We start from the raw sequence: 26,101 nt of genomic DNA on the forward strand, positions 1-26,101 counted from the left end.
TATTGGTAATTTCAGGCTATTCTTAAACTTCTGCGTGTAAAGTTTCTCAGCGCAATGTTAAGATTATCTAAAGATTTGAAACATAATTTTACTTTGCAGAGTAACTGAATGAAAAAGATAGAATTTGCTGATCAGCTACGCGGTATCGCATTTATTTCTGTTTTACTTGTTCACTGGTTTGGTACTTTCAGTCTCGATCGTCAGCTTGCGTCCACGACTATCAACTCTGATGTAGCAAGCTATGGCATAGAGATGTTCTATCAGAAAATTGTCCCTGACTTCATCCCCGGCTTTGGGTTTGGGCCTTTTGGGGTTGGTATTTTCTTTGTCATAAGTGGATTCGTAATTCCATTCTCTTTGTTAAAGAAAACAAAGCTTCAGTTCATAAAATCGAGGCTGCTTAGGATCATGCCAACATATGTGGTGTGTACCCTGCTAAGCATCACCCTGATAAGTCTGTTAGGGAATAGCGCAGAAAGAAGTTACCTTTCACCAAAAGAAATAATTTCCAACCTCACGCTATTTCAGACTATTACTCTCGACCGTTCTGTTGACATGGTTAACTGGACTCTCGCAATAGAGATAAAATTTTATCTCATCTGCTCATTAATCAAAAAGCAGATTGAACGTGGTTCTATGACTGTTCTTATACTGGTTCCGTTGGTATCACTTTTCGTAAACTTATTTTCAATTAAATTGCCCGGAATGCTTCCAACAGAATTAATCTTCATTTCCTTCATGCTTTCAGGCGTAGCCATAAACCTTCTGTATCGTAACATGATTAAAAAAGAACATTTTGTTTTGTATGTCTTTTATCTGATGTCAGTTACTACAGTTTCGTTTTATAACAGTCAGATAGCATCACAGGCATTTGATGAATCAATGAGTTGCACATATGCATTAATTTCTTTCCTTGTGGCTTACTCATTCAGAAGCAAAATAAAACCGAGTAAAATACTCCGGTTCATTTCTAAGATAAGCTATCCGCTGTATCTGATTCATGTGACGTTTGGTTTCACCGCTTTGAATATTTTACTGGATAATGGCTTTAGCAAAGTTGCATCTTATTTGATGGCAATAGCAATAGTCACTGTTTGCTCCTACCTCATACACATAACTATTGAAGCACGCACGATGAGCGTTTCATTCAGAGCAAAAACAGAGCGCGCCGCCTAAGCGCGCCCTTAATGAGATTTTAAAGGCTGGTCATCTTTTTGCGCATCAACGCGCATTCCAGCGCCAGCGCTTCTTCATACCTCACGCCATAGCGGCTACCTGCTTCTTTGGCGGGTTCAATCATTCTTCCCTCACCATCATAAACAGCCTTTTTTTCCTCCCACTCATCGAAGCAAAGGATGCCATATCTGAAGGGATCAACCCCTTCCTTTTCAAATGACTCCTTGATTTGCTGGGCAACATAGCCGATGTGATATCTTGCTGAATCACCCTTATCTTCAACGTCTTGTTTATTCCGATAGGTTTTGTATTCAACATTCTCCCAGGCTCTGAGCACCTTCTCTTCGATGTCGGTAATATCCGTCTTTGTCTCTTCATCCGAGGTGACGATCGGGTTAGCTGATGTATAAATCTGACCTACCCTGTGGTCAGCAGTGCCATGAGGCTGATTGCCATCCCCAGCAGGTCGGAGGGTGCCATCACTCATAATTCCCCAGGTATCCTGCCAACCTCCAGCGCGGAACGTCTGCAGGAATGTATTGGAGCTCTCAGCTCCCTGGCTCCCGCCTGTCAGTCTCGACTGAATACGGAAGAATCCGCCCAAGCCATAGTTATAAAAACCACCCAGGGTAAACGAAGCACCTACGCCAGCAGCAACCGGCCGGCGATCGAACAGCTGTTTTTCAGTGCCGATTTCCAGCAACTCATTCGTCGAGTATGGCTGATCAGCACCGTACGTTGGGTTGTTGACGGAGACCTTACTGGCAGCCAATGCCGTCATCTGCCATGGCGTCTGAACGCCAGTAAAGTGCGGAGATGATAACCGTCCGGTGACAGTCCCATCGCTGAAGGCAACGCCCACTTTACCGCCGATAAATCTGTCGCCGGTAGAAAGGTATGTGCCTGTGGTTACATACGCCCCATAGTTCACCCCGTTAAAATTACAGTTGAAGGAACTTATTTCGGGCTGACCACCGCTGGTTATGATGTTCAACCCGATATTTTCTGAGTTAGTAAAGAACTCGTTAATGTGACTGAAGCGGGATGTTCCGGTAAATGTGATTGCTGCAGTTTGCGTAAGGTCAGCACCACCGCCGTTTATCTGGACGTTCCAGACGCTGTCAAAATGGAATCCGACCTTGTAACCATAATTAAAACATCCGATGAGCTGGGCCCAGTCGGCAACATTTCCAAGGTAAAAACCGGTGCCAGGCCTTTTCAGGTTTGCTTCAGAAATATTCGTCACATGAACTGTCAGGAACGGCCAGCCATGCACGCCAATGAATCGATCAATATCAGTGGCATATTCTAAATGCGGGCCGTTGTTACAGTCATATTTGAAGTTTTTAAATAAACGTCTTCCGCAATGCGGGATAACAGGCTGGCTCATAAAGGGATAATCGAAACCCAGAACCAGCAGGTTTTCAAATGTACCGCCTGGCTCAGTGGTCTGAATAGCTGTTCCCGAATATTGAGCCAGGACAGTTGCAGCTGTGGCGTTGTCTACTACCGGCAAAGATAAGCCGTCTTTAATGATTAGCAGGTTAAACAACGATGCAGCGCGATCAGTGGTTATCGTCGCACCGTTCTTTAGCCGCAACTGCGTACCGAAGTCATAGTATGACTGAGTGGTATTAGGCTTGGTTTGTTCTGGCGAAAGCAGTTCGCCCATGATGCTCACGTTCTGAGGGACGGTGATTGAACCAATCAGGTATTTAGCCCCTGACCGTAATCTGAGGGTGCCACCTGCCACACCAAAAGAATTGAGCGCCTTCTGGAAAGCAATAGTCGATTCCACCTGTGCAGTGGGATCAACACCGTCGAAATCATGTATGTTTCTGAAATCCTGATTATGGTCGTGCTGTGTTCTTGCCTTCGCACCATCCCACGGTTGTTTCACGCCAATCAGCGCATCACCTTTATCAGGCTCATAACTGGCTAAGTCGATCATCACCTGGCTGGCATCACCAGTCCCCGGCACTACCGCGATAGGATCTCCATCTGAGTTAAAGCCCAGAATGCGGTTTGCCCTTGCCTGTGCTTCAGGCACTGGAGAAAGGAAAGCCTCCGGCACCCTCAGCGTTTTGTTGAGATTCAACTGGGCAACATTATCAGCATAGTTTTTAGTGACTGCATCCTGCGGCAGAGAGGGATCAGCCAGGTTTGAGATCCGGTTCAGTAGCGCGTCGTAATAATTCGCTATCCATGACGGTTTACGCAGCGCCAGGCCGAACAGAGACATCGTTCTCTGAATCAGCATTGTCAGATAGTCGAAAGCGTCTTCGTGTGTTTCAGCGAAAAACCGGCCCTGATTTCTTAAATCGGTTTCCTGGACAGCTGGAAGGTCACGGTCCAGAGAAATCAGCCATCCTTCTGCGAGCGGACTCGTTAATACAACATTCCCCCCCGCGACAAAGCCAACCCCGGTGAGAGTGTAATCAGTCCCCAGTGTGAGAGTTTTGAGAACGCCCTCTGTATCAGACACAGTGACGACCATATGGCTACTTTTAAGAATGCGAAACCGAAATGGGAAAACGGTAGTAGTGCCATTCCCCTCATATTGCTCGTGGTTTACGACTGTTGATACGGTCATCGTGCTGACTCCAGGTGTTTAAATTACCCACAAGTTTACAGCATTCAATGCACATATGGTTAATTGGTAATTGTTGTTTTCCGTTTATCCATTACACTTTTTGATTACGTTTGCGAGCTAATACTTGTGCTTTATACTGTATGAATATACAGTTTTGTGAGGAGGGCAATCATAATGAAAGATGACAGTGTTTACCACTATCCCGGCAATGATACTTACACGGAAAAATTGTACAGCGATGAAGGGATTAAGCGTCTGGCGCAGGACTCAAAGATCATCCGTTTACTGGAGGAGCTTGAGCGCCATGGAAACAACGTAGGCGGCGCACGGGATGAAGTTAATGCACTGTTCAATTATGTGTCTGCGACCAAAAAGGTTAAGGCAGATATGATTACGCACCTTGAATACATGAAAGCTTGTATCGAAAAAACATGAAGGATATTACCTTACTGCGTTTATACCTGAGTTTATTACTGATCAGGTAATAAAAAGCCCGCATTGCGGGCTTACTGATATCTGGCACAGAGCAGGACGGCCACGAACACTACAGCAAAGCAGATGGCTGCAGCCCCTTTCTCGTTGATTATTTTTCTGTTTAGCAGCCATATGATCGCAGACCAGCATGAAATCGCGACCACAACGACAGCAGCAAACCAGCCGATAATCACGGCAAGCTTCATAATTATTTGCACTATTCCCCCACTGCTTTTGCCAAATCCGGAGCGCGTCGAGGCTCAGTATCTCCAGGGTTCCACCAGCTGCTCACATCAAACTGATTTTGTGCCCTGTCCCGTACCCTGTCGTTGTAGCCAGGGTTTGCCATCTCCTGAAGCTGTTGCAGGATGAGGTGATTCGTCACGGCTTTGGTATACCACAGGTTAGCGAATGGGGTAATCATCCTGGCGGTTTTGATGGCATCGGCCCCGAAGGATGTTTCTTCTCCCTGCATAGCCTTCTGTGGGTTGGTGATCAGCAGTTTCATCAGGGATTCAGCCAGGCCTAAGCTCGGTCCGCCCAGCGTCGCGGCAATACTGGAACCATACTGGGTGTGATCCTGAAACAGGAAATCACCGTAGATGCCGAAACCTCCCCCTTTCAGCGTCGCACCTACCCATGCGCCAGGCTTCGTCATATCGATGGGGTCATTACCTGACAGCAGAGCATTAAGCTGGTTGGCGAACATGCCGGTCAGAGTGGTGCCACCGATGTACGCCGCAAGGAATTTCAGCGCCGGAACGCGGTCGAGGTTTTGCGCACGGGTCACCATCTGCCGGAAACCAGCGAACGGCGTGGTTTTGAATAGCATAAAGCTCTTATACAGCTCACCACCCTGATCCCGGGCGTAAGTATCAATGCCGGTGGCTGTAGTGATTGCCTGGGTCATTTCACCGTGGGTTACGCCCAGAAGCTTCTGCGCTGCCTCAGCGCGCGCATTGCGCACCATCCGGCTAACTGTCTGCTCAACTTCAGCATCGTAAGCCTGACGGAGGTTAGCGCCGCGGCTATCTGTCATAGCCCCAAGATTAGCCAGCGCCTCGTCAGCACCGGCGCGAACGCGCTCAATCTGCGCTGCCAGTATCTCCCTGACTTTTTCATCCGGAACCGCGTAAATGGCATCAGGCGTCATTCCCATATGGCCGCTGGCCGTGAGCGGCTTAAGATCCGCTGCTCCCATGATTGCCCAGTCTTCAGCACTCCATCCTTTCGAGGAAAGCAACGCTTTATCGGATCCTTTCAGCGCATCAAGAGTGGTATAACGGCGGGTGAGCTCACCAATATTTTTATACATCAGCAGCCCGAACGCCGCTTTGTTAGCGCGGTCCATCGCAATCAGCCCGGACCACTTCAGCGTTTTCTCAGCAAACCAGCCCGTGATCCCCCGGGTCAGGTCGAAGCCGCCCATCTTGGCGATCACTGCTGAGTGCGCATCAACCAGTAAACCCAGCTCGGCATTAGCACGCTTTGCATCGCCACTGAACAGGTTGCGGATTGTGGTGGCAGATAGCCGCATACCGTTGCGATCAAAGCCTAGCGCCTGTGCTGCTGCGCGCATGACTGCCTGATCCGATGTCGCTGTGATGACGCTGGATCCGAGCATTGCAGATGTCATCAGGTTACGCAGGCCGCCCACCGCCGATGAAAATACACTGGTGCTGTTCACGCCGTTAAGCCCGGCCATAGAATCAAACATGCGCTGCACCAGCTCGCGCTCTTTATTCATCTCCGCAATGGGGTGGCCTGCGCCATCAATCTTAACGGCGTTCTGGTAGACGCGATCGGCTATCAACTTAAAGTTAGTAGCCGCGTCCGGGCCAAATGCTTTAACAACCCCCAGATCACGCGATGCCGACTGCAGATGGCCCATCATCACGCCTACCACAGGCTGCTGAGTGTATTTTTCCATGTAGCCGAAATGGCTTTCAGCGTCTTTGAATGCCAGCGTCCTGCTCTGAGAGCCACGGTTTTTCAGACCAACGCTACCAGCGAAAGCACCGGGGTCGAGTTTCTGAGCGCCGTCCGTCGCCTTGGTTTCAAAAATGTACTCGAGCGCTTCCCGGTACTGCACATCATTCATCGGCGTGCCGTCCGGATTAACAAATTGCGACCGGTCCTGAGTATTGTAGATGTCATCCACCCATGCGCGTCGCGCCCAGTTGCCCGGTGGCATGCGCCCCGCTAGCCGTGCCTGTGTGCGTTTTGCCAGCGGCAGTGTGGCCAGCCACTCCTCGCGCCCGGCGGCGCGTACAAGATCCGCATCATCAACGTATGGCAAATGCCAGTCATCACGCTGACCGATGTCAAAGCCGCTGTCATTCATCTCCTGCCGTGCGCGCGAAGTTACATCTGACCAGATGCCGGCGATCTTCTTCGCTGCCGGGTTGCCGGTGTCTTCACCGTAGATTTCCTTCAGCAGCTGTAACTGGGAAGATTTCCCCGCACGCTGATCAAACATGTTGCGAAAGCGCTGCTCGCCCAGGGCCTGAGCCTGTTCGAAAAACTTCTGAACATCGCTGCCCGCCGCCGTCATTTCGGCACTGAGCTGGCGTGACCAGTCCTGAAAAGCCCCTGTTGCAAGTTCTTCCGCTGAGACCACATCGATCTCTTTGCCATCGGCTACGCGGCGCCCGGAGAAAATAAACTGCGTCAGATTTTTTGGTGTCTGTTCTGCCGCCGGAACGGTACGGTTGAGCGTTTCAGTAACGTTATTAATGGCGATAGCATTCTGTGCCAGGCGCTGGCGCTTCTTAAACACGTCATGCACAACCCGGCGCGCCGCCAGATCAGCCGCCTGCTTATACGTGTCTGCGTCCGGAAACCCGCTCTTACCCCCTCTGGCATTCATGCGTGATACCTGACGCACCGAGTCACGGATCAGGTCTTCAATATTTTTCAGTTCAGACGCCAGCGGCTGGCGGCCCAGCGTCTGCGTGATGGCATCAACACAGGCTTGTTTCATTATGGATTCCTCAGGAAGCAGGTTGCGGCCACGCTATAAACTTTCGATTCTTTCTGCACGGTGGCAATTTGATTATCAAGATCCGACAGCGCCTGCGCCAGGCTTACAGGCTCACCTGTATCGGGGTGTGCAATCATGATGTCTGCATTAGCCTGTGACATGTCACGCGCAGCCATCAGATCATAGCTGTTTGAGGATATCGACTCGCCCGTTACCGGGTCGGTGCTGATTTGTTCAGGCGCGGACGTTTCCGCTGATCGGCCACCAGCAAAGGCACTGCCCTCCCGGACCGGAGGTATCAATGGTTCCGCTGGCTGTGGTGCGGTTTCGGCTATACCGTTTTCGCGGTACGCTTCGCTGATTGTTGCGCGCTGAGCCTCCCCCGTAGCTATTGCATCGGGCCGCGCAATCCCGTCCAGCCCCCGGATCTGAGTAGATACGTTCACCGGCTCGCCTGACATCAACTGGCGCGATGCCTGGTCCATCGCGGCTACATGGCTGTTGAGGCTTTCATTGCCGGAGTGAACCACAGGCGACGACTCCAGATCGTAATAAAGCCCCTCGTTCATGACATGTGCCGCATCCACATCACTCGGCTTAATCTGTGCTTCTGGTACCAGGCCGCGCATGCTCTCTGGGATCAACCCCTGATCAATACGGGAAAGGTCAGACCGTGCTTCATAAAACCGGCCGCCGGGACTGCTGTCCGCCAGCGTGGCGCCACGCTGATCAATCTGCTCTTTCAGCAGGCCGATTCGTAAATCCAGTTCGTTCACCTGGGCGGTACGCTGCGCCCGCGCCTGTGACAGCGCTTTACCGCTGCCGCTCAATGGCGTGTTCTTTAATTCCTGAAGCTGCGTTGTTGCCTGGTCATGTTTGAATTGCAGGTCATGGACCTCCTGCGCGATCGCTTTTCGGTCACCCCGGCTGACAATCTGACCGGCTAATTCCTGCAGCTCTGCCACGCGTGACTCATAGGTGACAGGTGCTGGTTCACCCGGTGCCGGCGCATCGGTCTGAGCTGTTGAATCAGCGGTTACGGTTGGTTCCGCACTGATGGGTGAATCAACTTCAGCCGTCGGGTTAGCAGCTGAATCCGACGCAACGGGTGCAGGGTCTGCCAGCGGAGTATCAGCACGTTGCGCGGTCAGATGGTGCACGCCGCCGAACGCGGCACCGAGCACGCCATCCACCAGCAGCGCCTGCTTATCCCAGACGCGATACTGCTTCGCCAGCTCGTCATAGCCATTTTCCTCCAGGGTCTCACCCAGGGCAAAGCGGTTAGCCGCGCCAAAACCGGTGTTGATCCCTATCCCCGACAGCAGACGGGTAGCCAGTCTGCCGCCGACGCCTGCAGGCAATGCCATACCCAGGGCATTCGCGCCTGCCTGCTCCAGCGCCAGGGTACCGGCAGTATCTTCGTTGACGCCTTTTCCAAGAAAGTCCTGACGTGTTGACTCGTAACTACTGCCAAATGCTACGGCACCACCTGCTACCGGGCCTGCTAATGCTGAGGCGGCGATAGCCGGGGCAAACGTCCCGAGGCCTTCCAGAATCTCTGCCGCCATACCCTGGCTGTTTGGTGCAGGCTTTACGGCATTGCGTGCATCATTCAGGGATTTCTGAACCGTCGAAAAGTTCTGATCAACAATCTCATCCAGCTCTGGCAGATCACCGCGCAATGCGCTGTATGTTGGCGACAGCTTTGCCGTCTCCACCAGCGTCTGCCCCAGACCAATACTGCCTTCAGCAGCACCACGGAAAAATGCGGACCCGCTGCCAGCGTACCAGCGTGGATCGTAATCATCAGGCTGTGCCTGCTTGTTTGCAGCCTGATCGTCTGCCCAGGCCTGACCTTCAGGGGCCAGTGAAAATAAGTCAGACATTACTGAACCCTCACTGTGATTGGCGCGCCGGTTTTAGGATCGGTCGCCCAGCGGCCACTACCCGTAACAAGGCGGTACTGGCTGTCACCCACGTTGACCGGCACAAAGTTAGACTGGCTGGCCGGATTAAGCCCGGCGGATTTAAGTGCATCACCGGCGGCAGCAGTGTAGCGATCTTTGAACGTGCTTTTGTCCATGCCAAATGGCATCACAACGTCACCACCGTTGAACCCTTTGATCACACCACCTGTTGCCATCTGGATCGCTTTCTCTGCGATATCGCTGTCAACGGATTTGGTGTTTACGCCATCGCTATCACCACTGGTGTACGCCAGCCCGGCATAGGCAGATTTATAAATTGACCATGCCATCTGCCGCGCCTGCGGGTTATGAGAAAAGGCACTGCCGATTTCATCATCAAAGTTCTGCTTGAGCTTGTCATCTGCTGGCAGTTTGACCGCGCTGATCCCTGCATCCTTTTGCGCTTTGGTGGGGTTGATAAGCTGATCACCCTGAAGGATGGTCTTAGCGACTTCATATTTATTCATCGTCGGCTTATAGGTCACGAACTGACTGTAAGGGATTGAAGGCGAGCGGTTGTTGTACTGGTTTTCATCCGTACCGAGAATGAGCGCAGAATAAGCCGTTGCGGCGCTGTCCGGCGCGATTGATGCTGCGACGCTGCGCAATGCCTGTGGCTGCAGTCCACGGCCAAACGACTGCAACAGGCTGATTGACTGGTTCACATCGGTAGTGCCACGCACACGCTCGCTGATTGAGGCGGCTTCTTCTTTCGACAGAATGGGCGCATTGATGCCCAGTGATTTAAGCTGATCTGTAGCCGCGGTGCGGTTCTTGATCTCACTGGTTATATCCGCCGGGTTGGTGCTGGCAATCGGCTTATATACGCCCATGTCCATTGCCGCCTGGTATGGATTCGACTCCCTGAGATTAATCACCTGTTTAGCTGCAGCCTCGACATGATCAAAGGCATCCGCTCGACCGGCGAACCCTTCACCGGTACCCAACTGCGTTTTCAGGTCAGCGACGTAGGTAGTAATGCTGCTGCTGGGCATATTGCGGAAAGACCCAATATACTGACCGGCGACACGCTGGTTTTCCAGATCGGCAAAGCGCTGGTTCCCTTCCCGATAACCATAGGCTGAAATAAGTTGCGCCTGGCTCGGCGGATTTGGATACTCGACACCCTTCATATATGACGCTTTGGCATCGCTGATCACATCGGTCAGTTGCGCCTTGAGCTGCGTGCGCGCCTCACCCTGGAGAGACTTAGCCTGGCGGAGATATGACGCCTGCGCCTGCGGGCTGGCTGCGTCAAAAGCCACATTGCCGCTATATCGCTTCGGGCTATCGAGTGCGGTCAGACCAAGAGCCGCACGTAGGCCCGTATCAAGCTGATTGTCGCTGTAAGGAATGCTGCCGTTCTCATGCTTCACAATCCCGGCGCTGAGCTTTTTCAGCACGTTCAGATCGCTGAGGTTGAGCTGGTCATCAGGCTTGACGCTGAGCTGTTCACACAGCGCCTTCACATAGGCCGTAGTGTTATTGCCATCAGAGGCCGGTGCCCAGCGGTTGACGATCTCATTGACCGTATCGAAGCCCTTATCACCATATGCCAGCAGGTTTTTACCAAGTGCGCGGATCCCGTGTTCAGGCGTGATGAATTTGGCAAACCGGCCATCACTGCCCGCCTGACCCTCCCAGTTATTCTGACCCGCTTCAATGTTGCCCGGATTGTTGTTGCGCAGCCCGCGCGCATCACCGGTGCTGCCGCTTACCCGCACAGCACCGTCATAATCGCCAGGCTCACCATTCGCGGCGATGAAGTCCATGTAGTTCTGATTGGCCGCCGCCGACAGAGCACCATCAGCTGATTTCTCTTTCAGCTGATTTTTCGCGTTCGCGCGCTCTTCATCACTCCAGCCATGAGCCTCAGCAAACTGGTCAATCGCGGTGAAGCCCTGCTTAACGTTAGAGGTAAACGCCTGCGGATCGTTGTACTGCCCCTGAGCGGCTGTGACAGTCGATTCCTGCAACGCTTTGAACTGCCCTTCCTCGTACTGCCGCACCTGCCCTATTTCATACGTGTTGGCCTGACGCTTGTACTGCTGACCGGCCTGGTTGATCTGCTGCATGAAATCACGGCGCATGGCTTCAGGCACCTGCTGTGCCAGCTCGTCAGCCTTACCGCGTATGTTATTCAGCACCGCTTCAGACTGGCCGACAGCGTTTTTACCCTGCTTCGTATAGAGGCCAGAATCTGTATTGTTGAACTGATCATCGGCAAATGACTGGAACTGAAGCACTGCGTCCTGTGTCTGTGCGACGTTAGCTTTATGCTGCTCCTGAGCAAAGATGCCAGCAATGCGACTGCCTACTTCACCCAGCCCGGCACCGAACGTATCGGGGTTGGTCTGAACGCTGACCTGTGGGGCTGGCAGTCCCTGGTCAACAGTCTGGCGGGAATTGTACGTTGGTACCGTTGGCATGGTGATCAGTCCTTAAAATGTGAAGCTGTTGCTGCCATATGACGAATTTTTCAGAGAACCAAACATGCTCCCTGAGTTGCCTGCCCCTCCTGCGCTGCTGGCGCTGGATGCGGTAAGTGACGAACCAGCCATCGAGCTGTAAGCACCATAGGCACCCAACGCGCCATTAAGCAGAGTCAATCCAGCCTGCTGGTTGCCAAATGCAGTAGTTGCCTGCGCCTGAGAACGATTACCCGCCGCCTGCGCCTGAAGCCCATACGCCTGGCGCTGCGCATTGTTCACTGTAGTCAGTGCGTCCAACTCGCCCATTTGCGCCGTGTCGCCGAAGATATCAACCGCCGTTCCACCACCGAGATCAACGCCACTGGCTGCCAGGGTGGCCGCCTGTGTGCCGGCCATTTGTTTTGCGCGCTGACGCTGCTGGGCCGCCTGCGCATTACCTGCATTCACTGCTGCATCTGCCGACTTCTCCTGCACGTCTGCGTTGTAGTTGGCTAACTTCGACTGATACTTTGAGTTCTGTCGCTGGCTGTAAGCTGACGCAGCAGCTGCCACGACCATCGCCACCCCTACTGCTACTGGTCCGCACATGATTTTTTCTCCATAGTGAAACGATGAAACAGCATGCCGTTTGGCCCCGCCGGAACGGGGTCGTAAAGCCGGAAGCCCATCCAGTGCAGCCACTGCTTCGCAGCAACGTTTCTGGCATCAACATAATTCTCGAGACGCGGGAAGGTCTCAAGGATTCCAGCGAGTAATGGCCTGCTGTGTCGGATAAAAGCGCGGGAATATTTATCAAGGCGGTCTGACGCTATAAGCCAGGGCGTGCCCGATCCGGTAAGAATGCTGGCAGGCGTCACGCCAAATATTGTCACCACCTCACCATTTGCCAGCCCTGCCCAGCAAAATGCCGAATGCTCCAGGCCGTAACTCAGAACCTGATCAGGGGTCATCCCCCACCCTGATTCGAACTCATCTATATCCGCCTGGCGGACATGAGGAAGTAATTCCTGTGCATGCTCGTGCGTCGCGGGAATGACCTGAACAATCGGCATCATCGGCCCCCTACGGAAATAGATGGGATAACAGCAAGAATGGAGAGTGGGAGCGGGTCACTCTGCCTGACGTAGATACGGCCACCCTTACCCCAGTTGGCATCAATGTTGATATCAATGGTGCCGGTAGCATCTTCAACCGGGCGATCGTAAAACTCATATTCACGCTGGGCGTACTCATACATGTTTTTGCCATCAGTACCTGCCAGCACTCCACGACTGGCATTAACCAGGAGGCTTACCTGTGGAATGATGATTTTCTTATCCAGCAGGGTTTCCTGATTTGCAATATTGATGTCCAGCGTTTCAAATTCAGCGGTGATTGGCAGCCCGACATGAACAACTGCGCCGGGTGAGTCCAGCGTAATTGATCCGCCTGTGACGACTTTCTGCGTTTCAACATTGGCATCAGCCAGGATGCTGACTGTTTTCCCTTCAAGGTGATTTAGTCCGGAGAAAGCTTTACGCGCAAAGCGCCAGTCAGAAGTTGCTGATGACTGCAGGATGTCCGGAATATCCCGGCTTGCCTGAGCCACAATCTGATTGCCGCTACTGACTTCAAGAATGGTCATCCTGATAGATTTATCGATGACCTCACCGTCTTCCGTTTCGGCGTAAGAGAAATGGATTTCATCACCAACGTTCGATGTGGAAAAATAAGCACCGCCTGAGACAGATACAGTGAATGGGCCAGACCACGCCCATGATCCGCTGGGGCTGGATATTGTCATCTGACGCGCAGAATCATAGTTCCGCCCGTCATAGCTGAGTCCGCTGTCAACGAAAAATGCGTCGATGTCATTATTAAACTGGCGGGATGAAAGCCGCTCAATGTAGCGCTTTAATTGTCCGTCAACGGTCCGCTGCACGCTGAAATAGACAGCGTCTTCAGTGCCTTCACTGATGCTGCACGTTGATTCGAACTTCCCATCAGTAGGCTGAGGAGACCACGCAAAAACCTGCTGATCGCGGAGATAGGTGAGCGTCAGCAGCATGCCATCGTTACGTATTACCCAGGCCGCAGAATAAGGAACCACAGTAAATGACCAGTCCAACAGCTGATAGCCCTGGAAAAGATGGTTAGCCAGAACGGTCAAATCGCTACCCTGATAACCGTCGACGTCGAATGAGTACGCCAGATCACGCACTACGCTGCCTTTTTCCTGGATGAATAAAGCGATGTTGCTGACAGTTATCGGCGGCGTTGAGCTGGCACCATCCGATCCCTGGGAGCTGAAAGAGAATGAACTTGGCGTTAGCACGTTATTCTGATCACCCTTAATCTGGAACTGACCACCGGAGGTCAGCGCCACCAGCGAACCAACATCGATAAGATGCCTGATCTCGTTCACCTGACGCCCTGCATAGGTGTAAGTGATTCGGTCGTCATCTGCGATCGGTGAGCTTTTGCCAAAATCCTTGTAGTCACCTGACCGGCTGGCCCAAATGGTTTGCGGATAGTTTGTCGAAGCTGCAAAGAACAGGCGCTGCTGATAATAAACAACGGTTCCCGGATAGCCATTGACACTATTCCAGGCAAACCGCGCCCATTTGTATGAAGCTTTTCCACTGCCCACGACGTTTGAAGGTATGCGGGAAATAACACTGGCGGTCGCAGTCAGTCCATTTGGCGAAACAGAGGTAATCCGTGCGACACCAAAGCCTGAATGCAGATACTCCCAAAGGACACCCGTGTCACCGCCCCAGCCATCCCACGCACGGCCTTCAGTATGACTGGGCCTCAGAGTGCCTGTTTTTCCTACTGTTACAGCGTTGTAGTAATTGCCATCAGCCCGACGGACAAACCCCTGGTTGTAAGTCACTGTCCACTTGCCATCGAATCCAGCCTGTTTGCTTATGAACTGGCCCGGGTTTAACGTGGCGATAAAGGCGTCTGCAGCAGGCTCGGAATCAAACTTTTGCGAGGCCACAGCATCACTGGAAATGGACTTATCTGTTTCCCAGACAGGTACTCCGTCAACTGCAGGTTGCTCAAGGTAAAAGAGTTTTCCTGTTTGTTCCGGGCCGAATATAGGTGAGTTTGCCGTTAAAGTGATCGTGCCAATTTCTCCACTGGCAAAGACCGTTCTGGACTGATCAATGTTGATATCTTCAAAGGGGCCATTTTTAGTCGAAACCTCCACCAGCGCCCAGTTGTTGTGTGCGTAGCGCTGCAACTCGCGCGGCGCATACTTTTTGTGGCAAATGGTCATCACATCCGCCGACTGTGTAAACTTCAGTTCAAACAGGTCTTCTTCAGCGTATGGCGTGGCAATTTCATAAACAGTATTGCTACTGGTCAGCACCTGTCCGCCCCCCTTGAAAACGCGCATGTACAGGTGGCCGAACTCCAGCGCGTAGGTCTGAACGGTTGAAAACTCGAATGGGATCAGACGGCATTTGCGATCAGGGTATTTAGCTTCAGCAATAAAGCGGGTGCCGGGCCGGTTCTCGATGCCGCCATACTGGCGAACGATAAAGTTACGGCAGCGGCGCAGCGCCACGGCATACTTTGCCAGATCAACACGGCCATAAACGTTTGGTGAAATTTCACCGCCGGCGAACGACGGCTGGATCAGACTGTTAGGCATCAGCTCAACCTCGCGCTGGTAAATTCACTCAATGGCTCAACCGGCTCCTGGCTTTCATTCATGGACCGAGAACCGGCGCTGCGGATGATCTGCGAATACATGGTCAGGCAGTTCTGAACGAGGTTCGGTGCCGACGCCAGAGGCATACCAATTTCACTGGCCAGCTTCCATGAAAGAGCGCTGCGGAATATCGGGTCAAACATATTTGGGTCAGTAATATCGCTGACATAGCGAAGCCAGGCGTCGTCCTGATCGGTGTAGATCAGTCGTCCAGTTCCATCGCTGTCTGAACCTACCTGATACTCAATACGACAGCGCTCTGGTGGGTTACGCATGCCGGGCACCAGGATGTCCACAATACGCTGGCAATCCGTGGGGTATCGGTATGCATACTGCCAGTCATTTGGCGCGCTGCCGGTATCAGCCAGCGCGACGCGCTTGATGGCAAAGTTCCAGTCGAAGTCTGCAAGCACCTCAAGGCGGGCAGACTCATAATGCAGGTCACATAACCCGGCCTCTTTGCTCTTTTCACTGAGGCTGTTGATCGTCCGGCTATTGCCGAGGCGGCTCAGCGCGATGTTGCAGATTTCGATAACGGAAGCCATCAGTCATCCTCCGATCCGTAAAGGGTGGCCGCGGCTGTTTTTGGCGGAGTAGCATCGGATGCTTCCATGCCAAAATCAGTGATCTGCAAGTCGATATGGCTGTGAGATTCCCCGCCTTCTGATTCCCGCGTGCTGACGCCGACGATTTTTGCCATGCCACCGATCGCCATCATGTCACCAACTTTTGGCAGTTCGGCACCCAGCTTTTTGAGCGCATCGCCATTCAGCGAGATACGCAGCCCCCACGGGTATTCGTCGCGGGTTTCTGTCTGACCATTCTCACCTTCTACAGACTCGGTACCGGTCTTCATATTGACGACTTTCATTTATCGCTCCTGAAAAAAAGGGGCCAACCGGCCCCTTGTTCATCGCCGGTCAGAGACCGAGTTCGGTTCGCTTCTCTGCGATCTTCTCGCGGAGCGTGTCCGGCTTCATCGCCGGATGGGCTTTTTTCTGGAAGAGCTTTTCGTACTGATCCTGAAGCTCTGCCAGATTTTCATTACCTTCACCGTTTCCGCCATTGCCGCCTTCAGGGCCGGGCTGGTTACCGTTTCCACCAGGAGCCGGTGGGTTACCGATGCCGTTTGGTATGATGGTTTCAACGGTTGCACCTTTGCGCTCCGCCTTCGCTTTCGCTGCTTTCGCTGCGTCATTGATTGGCTCCAGAGCGCTGCCAGGCTTGCCGTCATACTCGACTTCTGAACCTGCATCCCACAGCTGGTTATGGATGTGGGAGAGGCGCAGAACGCGGTACTTTGCTTTTTCCTCTGACATTTACCTGCCCCTTAACCAGTGATGCGAGAGCGGATCGGATACGGTGAGTTGTTATCCACATCCAGATTGATGCCAGCAGTAAATGCGCCAGCGGTGAGCGGGCCGGTGCCGACAACGTAGTTAACTCGTAGATAGCGCTGTACGCCCTGCGGTACCTTTTGTGACATGACACGCTTACCTGAGGTAAGCGCACTCAGCGCCAGATCACCGGTAGATGTCAGCGTTGACCATGTGCTGGTATCAGGGCTGGTCTGCAACTGAACATTCACCGTAGCAGCGCCAGCGGCGGCAGCCGTGGTGTTAACGGTCGCCCAGAACTCGAGCGGAAAGCCCACGCCAATATCACGGCGGGTGCCGTCGATAGGGCCGAGGTCGATAACATCATTTGAAGCAGCAGACGCGGTAACCGCCTGCGCTTCGGAGAACATCAACAGTTTGTCGAGGATCATAATTCTCTCTCCATTTAGCGGGACGCCATTGCCCCGCTGATTTGGTCAGGGGGTTAGACGACGCGCGCTTCTGTTTCGAGAATCGCATCAACTTCACGGATCGGAATACCACGGAACGCAGTCCACCAGTCGCCTTCAGTCTCCTTAACGGTCAGCGCCAGAGACGCCTTGTCCAGAGACTGCAGATCAAGTGCCTGTCCGAGTGTGCGGTTCATGTAGAACACAGGCTTGCCCATGCCACGGTTAGGGATACGATGCAGCGCCTTAATCATCAGGGTGACAATGTTGGCAGCCGAGCCAGCCACAGACAGATCGCTCACATCGATGTTGGCAATTCGAACCACGTAGCGCCAGTCACGCAGAGTCAGACCGTTATCCCACTTATAGTGAGAGCGGTAGCCCTGATATTTACCGCCGTTGGCATCAACCAGGGTTTGCTCACCCAGATCCTGATGCTGCAGGCCAGCTTTCTGGCCTTTCGGGAAGATGCCATGCACGGTGTTTTCACCCCAGACCACCAGCCAGATGGAGGTGTTATCAGTGCCGGTACCGCCAGCATCAATGATGTTCTGTCCGTTGCCAGCAGCTTTGCTGGAGTAACGGGATGACAGGCCCATGAACTGTTGCGGGTTGACGCTGGTATCGCCATAGAACAGCGTCTGCGCCATCTGCTGATTCATCGCTTCAATAAACGCGCGGTCTTCAGAAAGGCGGAATTCAGACGTGTTTCCATTAAGGTCAGCCAGAGATTTATCAACCTCGGCATAAGCTTCCAGCATGCCGGCAGAGTCGGTGATCTGCACGGTGGTGGATTTGCTCGGCTGCACACCGTAGTTGAGCAAACGCCAGGTTGCAGTAGGCAAGCCTGAGCGCACGGTAGTGCGGTGTCCGGTTGGAAGGTTGCCTTCAACAAACGGCATATCTTCCAGGATCGGGTTTGTCTGGCCGAGAAGCTCAATGATTTTGTCGATCTTCCCGTTTGAATCTACGCGCTTTCCCCAGTCAGCCAGCGTCAGCGCAGTTAAGCCTTTAACAGCCATAATTTATATCCTCATTTTTTGCCATACAGAACATCGGCCGCCGAACGCTGGCCTTTCTCATTTGACGTGACCAGGCCGTCTTCTGACATGGCCGCGCCCACCTTTACAAACACGCGAATCAACTCGGGATGGTTGCCCATGCCGGTTGTTTCCAGGAACTCACGCAGCTGTGGCGTGGCGAATTTATCCATCGCCTGCTTAGCCCGCGTCAGGTTCCCATCAAATTTGTCGCCACCGATCTCGGAGTCGTCTTTCGCCGCTGTACCCCAGTCGGCAACCTGCTTCTGCCAGGTGTCGGCCTGTTGCTTCATCAGCTGTGGCATCACCTTGCTGCCGTAAAGGTCCACCAGCTTCTGCGCCTGCTCCTGTGACAGGTTCAGCTCGCGGGCAATAGGCTCAAACTGGGCAACGGCGTCTTTATCCAGCTCCGCTCCCTCTGGCGCTTTGAACTCATAAGCTTCCGGCGCGCCTTCGGGCTTCTTGTCTCCGTCTTTTTTGCCGTCAGGTTTTTCGGCATCAGGCTTTTCACCTTCACCCTCTGGCTTCTGGGCTGCGCCTTCGCCTTCGGGATTGTCTGACGCACTCTGCTGTGATTCCTGGGTACCTTCCTGACCTGCTGGTGCAGACTCAGTGCCGGTAGTTGCCGCTGGCGCACCTTCTGCGCCGCCATCTACAGGTGCTTCGCTGCACAGGCGACGCATTAGCAAACGTTCAAAAATATTCATTTATCAGCTTCCTCTCTGGCTTCATTGGCCATGGTCAGATAGAGATCCGGACAGTGGGTCATCACCTCATTGAACAGGCGGAGACCTTCGCTGCGGCGTCCCTCATTGAAATTTGTGGCCGCGTTGTCGCCGGTGAATGACAGCGCAAACACACCAGCATTACTGAGCAGCTGCCAGATCAGGCGGCGGCCCTGCACTGATGACATGACGTGCTTCAGGTCGTCGCGCTGGCGTTCTGCAACCAGCTTTTGATTCTGCTCGGCGTCTTTCAGGCGCTGTTCATCATCGAGATCGGTCATTGCTGCATACCTCCCGCGATGGCGCTGAGCGCGTTCGGCCCTTCCAGATTTGCCTGGCTGAGGTCTTTAGCTCCTGCCACTGCTGCCTGCGCCATCTGCATTTGCTGTTGCTGCTGGATCTGCTCGGCACGCGCCTGGCGGATTTTCTGAACTTCCTCATCAGGCACGATGACAGACGGCGAAACGCCGATAGAGTCGCCGTAGCTGTCTATGATTTTGTCGATGTCTAGTTTGTCGAGCGCTTCAGGTTTGGCTTGCGCCATGCCGCCCACGAAGCCCACGAAGCGCTCCATGCTGTTGACGCCGATCGACTTCTGCGCCTGAGCCATGACAGAGATATATTCGATGCGCAGCGCGGTACCCTGCAGAACCTCCGGCGCCGGCGGCAGCATGCCTTTGCGCTGCATGATGGCGAACGCGCGGTCAATCAGCGGATCAAGGAACTCATCGTTCAGGCGCTCGAGTACCGGCCCCAGCATCAGCAGTTTCTCTTCTCGCAGCTCGTTGACTGCTTCCACGGGCATGCTGCGGGTGTTGATGTTCTGGAGCATCAGGAACAGATCAACGAAGTAAGAGCTGCGGATAATGTCGCGGGTGTCCTGGATGTCGTTCAGCAGATCAGCAGTGTTCGGATTGACCATGTAGAGCGGCTTCAGTCCGTCCTGACCGGTCAGCTGATCAACGTAGGTGACAGCGCCAGGCAACTGTGAAACGCGCTGGCTCTTCAATGAAGAAGGGCCGACCATAGGTGGGTTAGTCGCTTTGTCGATCAGCTGGCTTTTACGCTTCTGCTCGAGCTGTAGCGCTTTGACCTGACCCAGCGCAGTCATGCCTGGGCAGTTGCTGCCATAGGCGTCTTCGCCATTCACTTCCCAGCGTGGCGCCAGGATCGGAAACTCATCGAAACCGGATTCGCGCAGGATCTTGTCATCTCCAGCTTTCTCAAAATAAACCGATTTGTAGCGCTTATTTTTGGCGTCTAACTTGCCGGTCTGGCGGTTCACGTTCGGGTAAACAGCATGGATAACGTCATGCCATGCTTCGGTGGTCTGCGTTGCCCACTGCCCTTTAACCGTTTCGCTCACGTTGTCCAGGCCGAACTGCTCCACCAACTGACGGGTGGTCATGCGGAATTCACGGAAAACCGTGTCAACACTCAGACGCGCGCTGTTCGACACGTAATAGCTGCCGATCGGGAATGGGTAGGTGCGGATAATGTCTTCGTCATCCTCCAGTATCGCCATGGCGGCGGTGCCGTAGGTGCCGAGCTGTGCATAGACAATGGGCAGAGACTGATAGAGGTTGGATTTATTGAACACCTCATTCATGCGGCGCTGCACATCCTCCAGCCATACCTTCACCGGGCCATAATCTTTCATTGCCGGATCTGAAACTGACAGCGTGAACCACGGGCGGGCCGGGCTGGTGATGCCGGACATCATGCCGCTGGACAGCGTGCGCTCTGCCAGGGTGCAGGTCGGATCAACAATGCTGGTATTGCGGCGGTTATCCCGGTTGGCATCAGAAACGAGAAAGCGACTGGAACGCGGGCTGATGTAATCAGACAGTTCGCGCCAGTGTGAATTAAAAGTGGTCCGCTCATCTGTGAGCATTACCAACTGTTTGTTTAATCGCTGCTTCAGCGTTTCTTCGGCCATGATTGCCCCGGTTCCTGTTACTGACCCAGCAGCGTTTTATTGCTGGTATTGGCCTTTGAAGTGTCACCCTGCGAACCGGTCAGCAGCGTTGAAGCACGTCCTGCAGCAGCACGGCGGCGGCGCTCTTCATCGTCTCGGGCGCTGACAACGGCGTCATCCTGCGCCTGTGGCGCAGCCTGAACTTCTGGGGCTGACGGTACGGAAGGTTTTGAACCCATGCACATGGCTGTAACCCCCTTGGATAATTACCAAAATTAAACCATATACGCATTATTTTGACCACTAATAAGCAAAAGCATTTGACAACAGTTACCATAATGGTAATAGTTAGGCCGTGGAGAGAGCTGACATCGACTCACAGCCCGGAATACCGCAGCAGTTTATTGGGCTTAAAAGTAAAGGCGGTGGATAAGCCGGGCATCATCCCGGCACCAGATTGAAAGATGCTTATAAGTGTCTTTCCATGTGGTGAATGCGGCCAGCGCACGCGGAAGACTGACAAAGATTGCACACAGTCTAAGAGTTTCCGCTCTGGAGTTTGTCAGTCTGACCAGAGCACCGGGAGGCACCCGGCACCACACATATCGGGCGAGAACATTTGGCGGGCGTTCAGGAGCGCCACAGAGGCGCTAAGTGTTCTCACCTGATGTGCCGTAGGACCGTGTCGTTGCTGTTTTTCTTAGCCCGCCCCGTGCGGGCATTTTTTTGTCTCAGAACCCTGCCACTAAGACTATTCCTAACCACGTTTTATAGGTATGATTCATCAAAATCCGTTACCTATCTGGTTACACAATGAGTGAATCTAAGATTACAGATGTTGCAAAAGACATTGCCGGAAAAGCTTTCGAAAAGCTGCAAGATAGCGCAGCTCCGTTAAACACTGCACTGATGAACAGATTTGGCAGCCCTGTTTTCTATAGTTTTTTTGTGTCATGGGCTTTGCTTAATTGGGAAAGGATTGCAATAACATTTGCAGGTACAGGAGAGTTAGAAAAAAGAATTGCAGTTGCTAAAGGATTACCATCTATTTTTCTCGGGGTTGAACATGCTACTACCTATTACATTCCTTTCATATCTACCTTAATAATAGTCTTCGCTAGCCCTTATATTAACCATGTAGTTGATATCTTTCATACCTCTGCCTTTCGGAAAAAATACATTCACACAGCTAATCTTGAAGCTGAAAAGTATAATGCTGACACCACTGCTTTAACGGCAAAAGTTGCATACAGTATGGAAGAAGAGAAAGAAAGACTGAGGATAAGGGCAGATAACATTGAAAATCAGTCGAGAATTGAAATTGCAAATTTAAATGTGGACACCGCAAAGAGTGAGCTCGTTAGCTTACAAGAAACCATCAAGGCTCAAGAAAAAGTTTATAAAGACAACGTGAAACTATTAGAGAACATTACCGAAAGCGTGCAAATCGAAGCCAATAAGCTTGATTCACTAAGAAATGAAATAAGCAATAACAATGACAACTTATACAAAATAAACAAACTTATAATATCAAAAAACACTCACTTAGATAATTTAACTAGAACTGGAAGGGTTGGCGCTGCACTGGCCGGCAGAACGATAAGAGAAATGATTCAGGATGAAAATTCATCGGCAGATGAACGCCCGACAGATTAATGAATTTTTATAAATAATAACCATTAACAAATTTGCTTAAATTAAATTAGGTGACTTATGCTCGACTTTTTCAAGGATATATTTTCTGCATTTCGGCAAAGCTCATTAGAGAGGATAAAAAGCCCCTTTCTCGGTGCCTTTGTTTTTTCATGGATTGGCTTCAATTGGCAGATGTTAGCCATATTATTTTTTGGTAAGCAAAATATCATAAGCAGACTCGCATACATCAATTCTCACTTCGATGTTGGCAGTTATATTTTAGGACCCATATGCACCACTATTCTTATATGCCTATCCCTACCTTATGCCAACAAGCTTGTCACCAAGTTTCAAAAGGGAACGAACCATGAAACCAATATGCTTATACTGCAATCAAAAATAGACATAGCTAATAAACAGGTTGAGATTGCCGACTATGAAGCTAAAAAAAAATTAGCAGAAGATAGAGAAAAGAAAAACATTGAATCAAATATCAATGCCATCATTGATGAAAATAAAAATTTGAAGATTGAGGCCAAAGAGAAAGCCGACAGCATTTCTTTAAACAACATGCTTATAAATAAGCTAAACGAAGATATAGATGCTTTAAAAAGAGACATGGAGGTGGCTCATATAGTTTCAGAAAAAAATAGAATTGAAAGAACAGGCTTGCATGATGAGATTGCAAAATTAAAATCAGATATTGAAAAAAACAATAAAATTAATTCAGATCTTCTTATCCTTAAAAAACAAAATGACGAATTAGCAAGCAACCTAATTAAAACAACCGTGGCTTTGAATGATAGAGATAAGGAGTACTGGGAGATTAAAGGCGAGCTTGATAAACAAGTTAAAAAGCTCGGATCACCTGGCTCTTATCCTTTAACAGGGTTGGCATCCTTAGGTATTGAGCAATTCAACACTCCAAAAAATATGGTCGAAGCGCTGAGCTCTGCCAACTATGGATTGGCAGATATAGCTAATCAAACTAAAGATACGGATCGTAATCAGTAACGCTCATTCCCTGCTCATTACTGCCGACATAATGCAGCTTTTTCACTACCGGGAAAGCGAACGTCAGCGCCAGTGCGTCGGCATCGTTGGGTGATTTACCAAGGCGATCTTTGATGCTGGTCTTATCCTCGAGCACAATGCGGCTATCTTTCAGCCTGACTTTGTACTCCGCCGCTGATAGCTCCTCAGCTACCTGCTGGCTGTCCAGCTGCCCGCCATCCTTCAGCCAGGTCTTAACCGCGTTGTACATCTCGCCGCGCTTGTTCGCCATCTGAGGATCGGTTGAGCCGCCGCCGAACTGTATCAGCTGCCAGTTGCGCCCCCAGTTATCGCCAACAGACTTCAGGCCGGTGCCATACCCGTAATCGATGAACACGGCATCAGCGCGGTACTCATCCTCAAACTGCGCGATGGTTTTGGCAAACAGCACGTCATCAGTGGTGCGCTGGTACTCGCCCAGCTTTTTGGTGTGCAGCCCCTGCCGCAGGTAGATGACCGCAGGGTCACCGCCCTGGTGCGCCGGGTCAACGCCGATAACCGTGGCCGCGTGCGCCACCTGCCCGGGGGTGATCACCCTGCCAACTGCCGCGTCTGTCAGCCCGGTTGGGATGAACTGCGCCTCAGACGCTGAAGGGAACAGGCCGCGCACACGGACCTTCACAAAGTCGCTGTCTTCGCCGTAGTCGTCCACCCATTTCTGAATCTGCTCTTTGTTCGTGCCTTCCACAGAGCGACTGTCTATCTGTGCCGTCTTCCAGCGGTGGCGCAGCTTGCGGAAACACTCGCGGAATCGCCCGGTGTTACGCGTCGGGTTACCGAACGCAACCCAGATGATTTCCGTATTCTCATCGGTCAGCGCACCCTCGGCTACTTCCCAGACCAGATCGGCGATGTTGGACGCTTCGTCGAATATCAGGATGATACGCTTACGCTCGTTGTGCAGGCCCGCGAATGCCTCTGTGTTGTTCTCAGACCAGGGGATTGCATCAGCGCGCCACGACTTTGCATGAGACGGATCATTGCTGTAGATGGCTGTGGCGGTGCAGGTGAACCAGTCCTGTGTGATGCTCAGGCGCTGCCATTTGGCAATCTCTGGCCACGTCTTTGTGCGGAGCTGGTTTTCAGTGTTGGCGGTCACCACCACCTTGCAATCCTCACAGGTGTCCATGCCCCACTTCACCAGCATGGAGATAAACGCGGATTTACCGATCCCGTGTCCGGACGCCCTGCCAATCATCAGCGGCTGGTGGCGCGTTGCCGGATTCTGCAGGTGAACTCCGATCTGTTTGAATGCATCTTCCTGCCACTGACGCGGGCCTTTGGAGTAAGCCAGGTCGGTACCCTCTTCACCCCACGGGAACGCATACAGCGCATAGCCAAATGGGTCATGCGTGAACGCGCCGATATCCTCTATCAGCTGCATCTCAAGATCGGCGGCTTTACTCATCTTTTCCACCACCAGCGGCGCGCTTCCGGGCAGCGGCCAGTTTATCAGCCAGGCTGACGTTGATATTCAGCTCCTGCACCTCTTTGAATGCGCTGACGCCGACATGTTTACCGATTAGCTCGAGGTTCTTCACCTTGTCCGGCCATTTAACTTTCTGCATGGTCGATTCAATATCTTCCTGACCATCGGCACCTGCCATGCGGATCCGGTTGATGTCCATGGCGCTAAGCGACGTGCGCCATACTTTGGGCCACTGGCTGACGGGCTTCAGGCTGCCTTCATCGGTCAGGATTTCGAGCACGTCCATCTGGTCAATCTCCACCAGCCTTTTCAGCACGTAATCAGCATCAATCTTTGTCCGACGGCTGCGCGCCTGGCGTAGGTGTGCAATCCTGTCCTTGATGCGCTGATCAGCCATAAGGCGGCTGGCCTGATTAACAGCTGTGTCTGGTGAGTACCCGGCGGCGATAGCGCAGGCGGTCTGGTCGTCAGGGTTTTTCACGTACTCTTCGCAGTAGCGAACCATCTGCTCATTGAGAGGTTTGGTTGACTGCTTCTTGGGTTTAGTCGATTGCGGTTTAGGCATGGTAATACCTCAAAATTAATTACCGTTTTGGTAATAGTACCATGCAAATAACAGCAGCCAAATGGCGGGTTAACTTCGCTTGACGTGATGCTCGTGCGCGCAGAGGAATGCAGCGTTATCTGTATCGAACTGGTGACCGGCTATCTCCTCCCAGTCACCGGAGAATTTCCAGCGCACGTCCCACTTACCATTTCTGCGCGGCCAGATGATGTAACCGCTTGTGAAGTCGCGCGATGCATGGATGTCAGGCAGCTTTTCGCCCCTGTCCATGAAGTAGAATCGGGTGCCGCCGGAGTTGAAAGTGCGCATAAAAAAGCCCTGAAACACTGTTCAAATAAACAGTAATTTAGCGGGATATTTTGGCGCGGGCAATAAAAAACCGCCTGAGAGGGCGGTCTATTGAGCAGCAAGGCTTATTGCAATAATGCCATTATTTCTTCTGGTGACTCTGAAACACCGATTATTGTACCGTCCTGAAACCGTATGGCTGTGCAATTATTTCTTTCTCTGTGATTAAACCGCACCACTAAGTCAAAATTGATGTAGGTTTCAATCACAGACTGGTTCTGTGATAAGCCTATAGCAGAGCTATGTGAGTGCGTTGCGCTTAATTTCAAAAACA

General features: G+C 52.1%; 23 protein-coding genes. 4 read left to right on the top strand and 19 right to left on the bottom strand.

Translation table 11 applies throughout. From position 1 onward, the window contains the following. Positions 1–108: 108 nt before the first annotated feature. On the top strand, positions 109–1,176 hold the full coding sequence (locus AC2LB6_RS03320; RefSeq protein WP_490092440.1) for an acyltransferase family protein: 1,068 nt from the start codon (positions 109–111) through the stop codon (positions 1,174–1,176). A 19-nt stretch (positions 1,177–1,195) separates the two neighbouring features. Here the strand turns inward: AC2LB6_RS03320 and AC2LB6_RS03325 are convergent, their stop codons facing one another. Further along, positions 1,196–3,769 carry a tail fiber domain-containing protein gene (locus AC2LB6_RS03325; RefSeq protein WP_490092441.1) on the bottom strand — a complete coding sequence of 858 codons (2,574 nt, stop codon included), beginning with the start codon at positions 3,767–3,769 and terminating at the stop codon, positions 1,196–1,198. Between the two features lie 174 nt (positions 3,770–3,943). Between AC2LB6_RS03325 and AC2LB6_RS03330 the strand changes: the two genes are divergently transcribed. Beyond that, entirely contained in the window at positions 3,944–4,204 is a 261-nt protein-coding gene (locus AC2LB6_RS03330) for a hypothetical protein (RefSeq protein ID WP_490092442.1), read from the top strand. A gap of 256 nt (positions 4,205–4,460) precedes the next feature. Here AC2LB6_RS03330 and AC2LB6_RS03335 read toward each other — a convergent pair whose 3' ends face one another. The 15 genes from AC2LB6_RS03335 to AC2LB6_RS03405 are packed head-to-tail and all read right to left on the bottom strand — an operon-like array spanning position 4,461 to position 21,042. Beyond that, the gene (locus AC2LB6_RS03335; RefSeq protein WP_490092443.1) at positions 4,461–7,226 is read right to left on the bottom strand and encodes a hypothetical protein; all 2,766 of its coding nucleotides are present in this window, start codon (positions 7,224–7,226) and stop codon (positions 4,461–4,463) included. Then, on the bottom strand, positions 7,226–9,112 hold the full coding sequence (locus AC2LB6_RS03340; protein WP_490092444.1) for a hypothetical protein: 1,887 nt from the start codon (positions 9,110–9,112) through the stop codon (positions 7,226–7,228). The genes AC2LB6_RS03335 and AC2LB6_RS03340 overlap by 1 nt, the downstream gene beginning before the upstream one ends. After that, the gene (locus AC2LB6_RS03345; protein WP_490092445.1) at positions 9,112–11,622 is read right to left on the bottom strand and encodes a hypothetical protein; all 2,511 of its coding nucleotides are present in this window, start codon (positions 11,620–11,622) and stop codon (positions 9,112–9,114) included. Before AC2LB6_RS03345 ends, AC2LB6_RS03340 begins: the two co-directional genes overlap by 1 nt. 12 nt (positions 11,623–11,634) lie before the next feature. Then, complete coding sequence (locus tag AC2LB6_RS03350; RefSeq protein WP_490092446.1) at positions 11,635–12,213, bottom strand: virion core protein, T7 gp14 family; 579 nt, start codon at positions 12,211–12,213, stop codon at positions 11,635–11,637. Then, entirely contained in the window at positions 12,198–12,677 is a 480-nt protein-coding gene (locus AC2LB6_RS03355; RefSeq protein ID WP_490092563.1) for a hypothetical protein, read from the bottom strand. The genes AC2LB6_RS03350 and AC2LB6_RS03355 overlap by 16 nt, the downstream gene beginning before the upstream one ends. After that, on the bottom strand, positions 12,677–15,268 hold the full coding sequence (locus AC2LB6_RS03360; protein WP_490092447.1) for a phage tail protein: 2,592 nt from the start codon (positions 15,266–15,268) through the stop codon (positions 12,677–12,679). Before AC2LB6_RS03360 ends, AC2LB6_RS03355 begins: the two co-directional genes overlap by 1 nt. Beyond that, positions 15,268–15,873 (bottom strand): phage connector family protein, encoded by a 606-nt coding sequence (locus tag AC2LB6_RS03365; RefSeq protein ID WP_419138838.1) that lies wholly within the window; start codon positions 15,871–15,873, stop codon positions 15,268–15,270. Before AC2LB6_RS03365 ends, AC2LB6_RS03360 begins: the two co-directional genes overlap by 1 nt. Continuing rightward, positions 15,873–16,199, bottom strand: coding sequence for a capsid staple protein (gene gp10, locus AC2LB6_RS03370; RefSeq protein WP_490092448.1), 327 nt, complete (start codon positions 16,197–16,199; stop codon positions 15,873–15,875). The genes AC2LB6_RS03365 and gp10 overlap by 1 nt, the downstream gene beginning before the upstream one ends. Before the next feature lie 49 nt (positions 16,200–16,248). Beyond that, complete coding sequence (locus tag AC2LB6_RS03375) at positions 16,249–16,647, bottom strand: hypothetical protein (RefSeq protein WP_490092449.1); 399 nt, start codon at positions 16,645–16,647, stop codon at positions 16,249–16,251. Positions 16,648–16,658: 11 nt separating this feature from the next. Continuing rightward, positions 16,659–17,096 carry a Bbp16 family capsid cement protein gene (locus tag AC2LB6_RS03380; protein ID WP_490092450.1) on the bottom strand — a complete coding sequence of 146 codons (438 nt, stop codon included), beginning with the start codon at positions 17,094–17,096 and terminating at the stop codon, positions 16,659–16,661. A gap of 53 nt (positions 17,097–17,149) precedes the next feature. Beyond that, positions 17,150–18,136 (bottom strand): major capsid protein, encoded by a 987-nt coding sequence (locus tag AC2LB6_RS03385; protein WP_425042840.1) that lies wholly within the window; start codon positions 18,134–18,136, stop codon positions 17,150–17,152. An 11-nt stretch (positions 18,137–18,147) separates the two neighbouring features. Then, positions 18,148–18,861, bottom strand: coding sequence for a peptidase (locus AC2LB6_RS03390; protein WP_490092451.1), 714 nt, complete (start codon positions 18,859–18,861; stop codon positions 18,148–18,150). Beyond that, positions 18,858–19,160 carry a Bbp19 family protein gene (locus tag AC2LB6_RS03395; protein WP_490092452.1) on the bottom strand — a complete coding sequence of 101 codons (303 nt, stop codon included), beginning with the start codon at positions 19,158–19,160 and terminating at the stop codon, positions 18,858–18,860. Before AC2LB6_RS03395 ends, AC2LB6_RS03390 begins: the two co-directional genes overlap by 4 nt. Further along, a complete protein-coding gene (locus AC2LB6_RS03400) occupies positions 19,157–20,818 on the bottom strand; it encodes a portal protein (RefSeq protein WP_490092453.1) in 1,662 nt (553 codons plus the stop codon). Before AC2LB6_RS03400 ends, AC2LB6_RS03395 begins: the two co-directional genes overlap by 4 nt. A gap of 17 nt (positions 20,819–20,835) precedes the next feature. Continuing rightward, complete coding sequence (locus AC2LB6_RS03405; protein ID WP_110411124.1) at positions 20,836–21,042, bottom strand: hypothetical protein; 207 nt, start codon at positions 21,040–21,042, stop codon at positions 20,836–20,838. A 568-nt stretch (positions 21,043–21,610) separates the two neighbouring features. Here AC2LB6_RS03405 and AC2LB6_RS03410 point away from each other — a divergent pair. Together AC2LB6_RS03410 and AC2LB6_RS03415 are read left to right on the top strand one after the other, a co-directional pair. Beyond that, on the top strand, positions 21,611–22,453 hold the full coding sequence (locus tag AC2LB6_RS03410; protein WP_490092454.1) for a hypothetical protein: 843 nt from the start codon (positions 21,611–21,613) through the stop codon (positions 22,451–22,453). 57 nt (positions 22,454–22,510) lie between these two features. Next, entirely contained in the window at positions 22,511–23,446 is a 936-nt protein-coding gene (locus AC2LB6_RS03415; RefSeq protein WP_490092455.1) for a hypothetical protein, read from the top strand. On the opposite strand, the gene AC2LB6_RS03420 is transcribed toward AC2LB6_RS03415, so the two are convergent. From AC2LB6_RS03420 to AC2LB6_RS03430, 3 genes are all read right to left on the bottom strand, one after another. Then, positions 23,421–24,893: a terminase gene (locus AC2LB6_RS03420; protein ID WP_490092456.1), complete on the bottom strand. Its 1,473-nt coding sequence runs from the start codon at positions 24,891–24,893 to the stop codon at positions 23,421–23,423. The two genes, AC2LB6_RS03415 and AC2LB6_RS03420, sit on opposite strands and share 26 nt — an antisense overlap. Continuing rightward, positions 24,886–25,479, bottom strand: a complete 594-nt coding sequence (locus tag AC2LB6_RS03425) for a terminase small subunit (RefSeq protein ID WP_490092457.1) — start codon at positions 25,477–25,479, stop codon at positions 24,886–24,888. Before AC2LB6_RS03425 ends, AC2LB6_RS03420 begins: the two co-directional genes overlap by 8 nt. Before the next feature lie 69 nt (positions 25,480–25,548). Beyond that, positions 25,549–25,788 carry a hypothetical protein gene (locus tag AC2LB6_RS03430; RefSeq protein ID WP_490092458.1) on the bottom strand — a complete coding sequence of 80 codons (240 nt, stop codon included), beginning with the start codon at positions 25,786–25,788 and terminating at the stop codon, positions 25,549–25,551. Positions 25,789–26,101: the final 313 nt, after the last annotated feature.

Source organism: Pantoea sp. RCC30.1, assembly GCF_058148845.1.

Bases quoted from the DNA above. Each gene is read 5' to 3' on its own strand.
- AC2LB6_RS03390 (WP_490092451.1), bottom strand. From the start codon at position 18,861: ATGAATATTTTTGAACGTTTGCTAATGCGTCGCCTGTGCAGCGAAGCA.
- AC2LB6_RS03335 (WP_490092443.1), bottom strand. From the start codon at position 7,226: ATGAAACAAGCCTGTGTTGATGCCATCACGCAGACGCTGGGCCGCCAG.
- AC2LB6_RS03330 (WP_490092442.1), top strand. From the start codon at position 3,944: ATGAAAGATGACAGTGTTTACCACTATCCCGGCAATGATACTTACACG.
- AC2LB6_RS03400 (WP_490092453.1), bottom strand. From the start codon at position 20,818: ATGGCCGAAGAAACGCTGAAGCAGCGATTAAACAAACAGTTGGTAATG.
- AC2LB6_RS03360 (WP_490092447.1), bottom strand. From the start codon at position 15,268: ATGCCTAACAGTCTGATCCAGCCGTCGTTCGCCGGCGGTGAAATTTCA.
- AC2LB6_RS03375 (WP_490092449.1), bottom strand. From the start codon at position 16,647: ATGTCAGAGGAAAAAGCAAAGTACCGCGTTCTGCGCCTCTCCCACATC.
- AC2LB6_RS03355 (WP_490092563.1), bottom strand. From the start codon at position 12,677: ATGCCGATTGTTCAGGTCATTCCCGCGACGCACGAGCATGCACAGGAA.
- AC2LB6_RS03365 (WP_419138838.1), bottom strand. From the start codon at position 15,873: ATGGCTTCCGTTATCGAAATCTGCAACATCGCGCTGAGCCGCCTCGGC.
- AC2LB6_RS03430 (WP_490092458.1), bottom strand. From the start codon at position 25,788: ATGCGCACTTTCAACTCCGGCGGCACCCGATTCTACTTCATGGACAGG.
- AC2LB6_RS03395 (WP_490092452.1), bottom strand. From the start codon at position 19,160: ATGACCGATCTCGATGATGAACAGCGCCTGAAAGACGCCGAGCAGAAT.
- AC2LB6_RS03320 (WP_490092440.1), top strand. From the start codon at position 109: ATGAAAAAGATAGAATTTGCTGATCAGCTACGCGGTATCGCATTTATT.
- AC2LB6_RS03415 (WP_490092455.1), top strand. From the start codon at position 22,511: ATGCTCGACTTTTTCAAGGATATATTTTCTGCATTTCGGCAAAGCTCA.
- AC2LB6_RS03340 (WP_490092444.1), bottom strand. From the start codon at position 9,112: ATGTCTGACTTATTTTCACTGGCCCCTGAAGGTCAGGCCTGGGCAGAC.
- AC2LB6_RS03425 (WP_490092457.1), bottom strand. From the start codon at position 25,479: ATGCCTAAACCGCAATCGACTAAACCCAAGAAGCAGTCAACCAAACCT.
- AC2LB6_RS03420 (WP_490092456.1), bottom strand. From the start codon at position 24,893: ATGAGTAAAGCCGCCGATCTTGAGATGCAGCTGATAGAGGATATCGGC.
- gp10 (WP_490092448.1), bottom strand. From the start codon at position 16,199: ATGAAAGTCGTCAATATGAAGACCGGTACCGAGTCTGTAGAAGGTGAG.
- AC2LB6_RS03350 (WP_490092446.1), bottom strand. From the start codon at position 12,213: ATGTGCGGACCAGTAGCAGTAGGGGTGGCGATGGTCGTGGCAGCTGCT.
- AC2LB6_RS03405 (WP_110411124.1), bottom strand. From the start codon at position 21,042: ATGTGCATGGGTTCAAAACCTTCCGTACCGTCAGCCCCAGAAGTTCAG.
- AC2LB6_RS03345 (WP_490092445.1), bottom strand. From the start codon at position 11,622: ATGCCAACGGTACCAACGTACAATTCCCGCCAGACTGTTGACCAGGGA.
- AC2LB6_RS03325 (WP_490092441.1), bottom strand. From the start codon at position 3,769: ATGACCGTATCAACAGTCGTAAACCACGAGCAATATGAGGGGAATGGC.
- AC2LB6_RS03385 (WP_425042840.1), bottom strand. From the start codon at position 18,136: ATGGCTGTTAAAGGCTTAACTGCGCTGACGCTGGCTGACTGGGGAAAG.
- AC2LB6_RS03410 (WP_490092454.1), top strand. From the start codon at position 21,611: ATGAGTGAATCTAAGATTACAGATGTTGCAAAAGACATTGCCGGAAAA.
- AC2LB6_RS03380 (WP_490092450.1), bottom strand. From the start codon at position 17,096: ATGATCCTCGACAAACTGTTGATGTTCTCCGAAGCGCAGGCGGTTACC.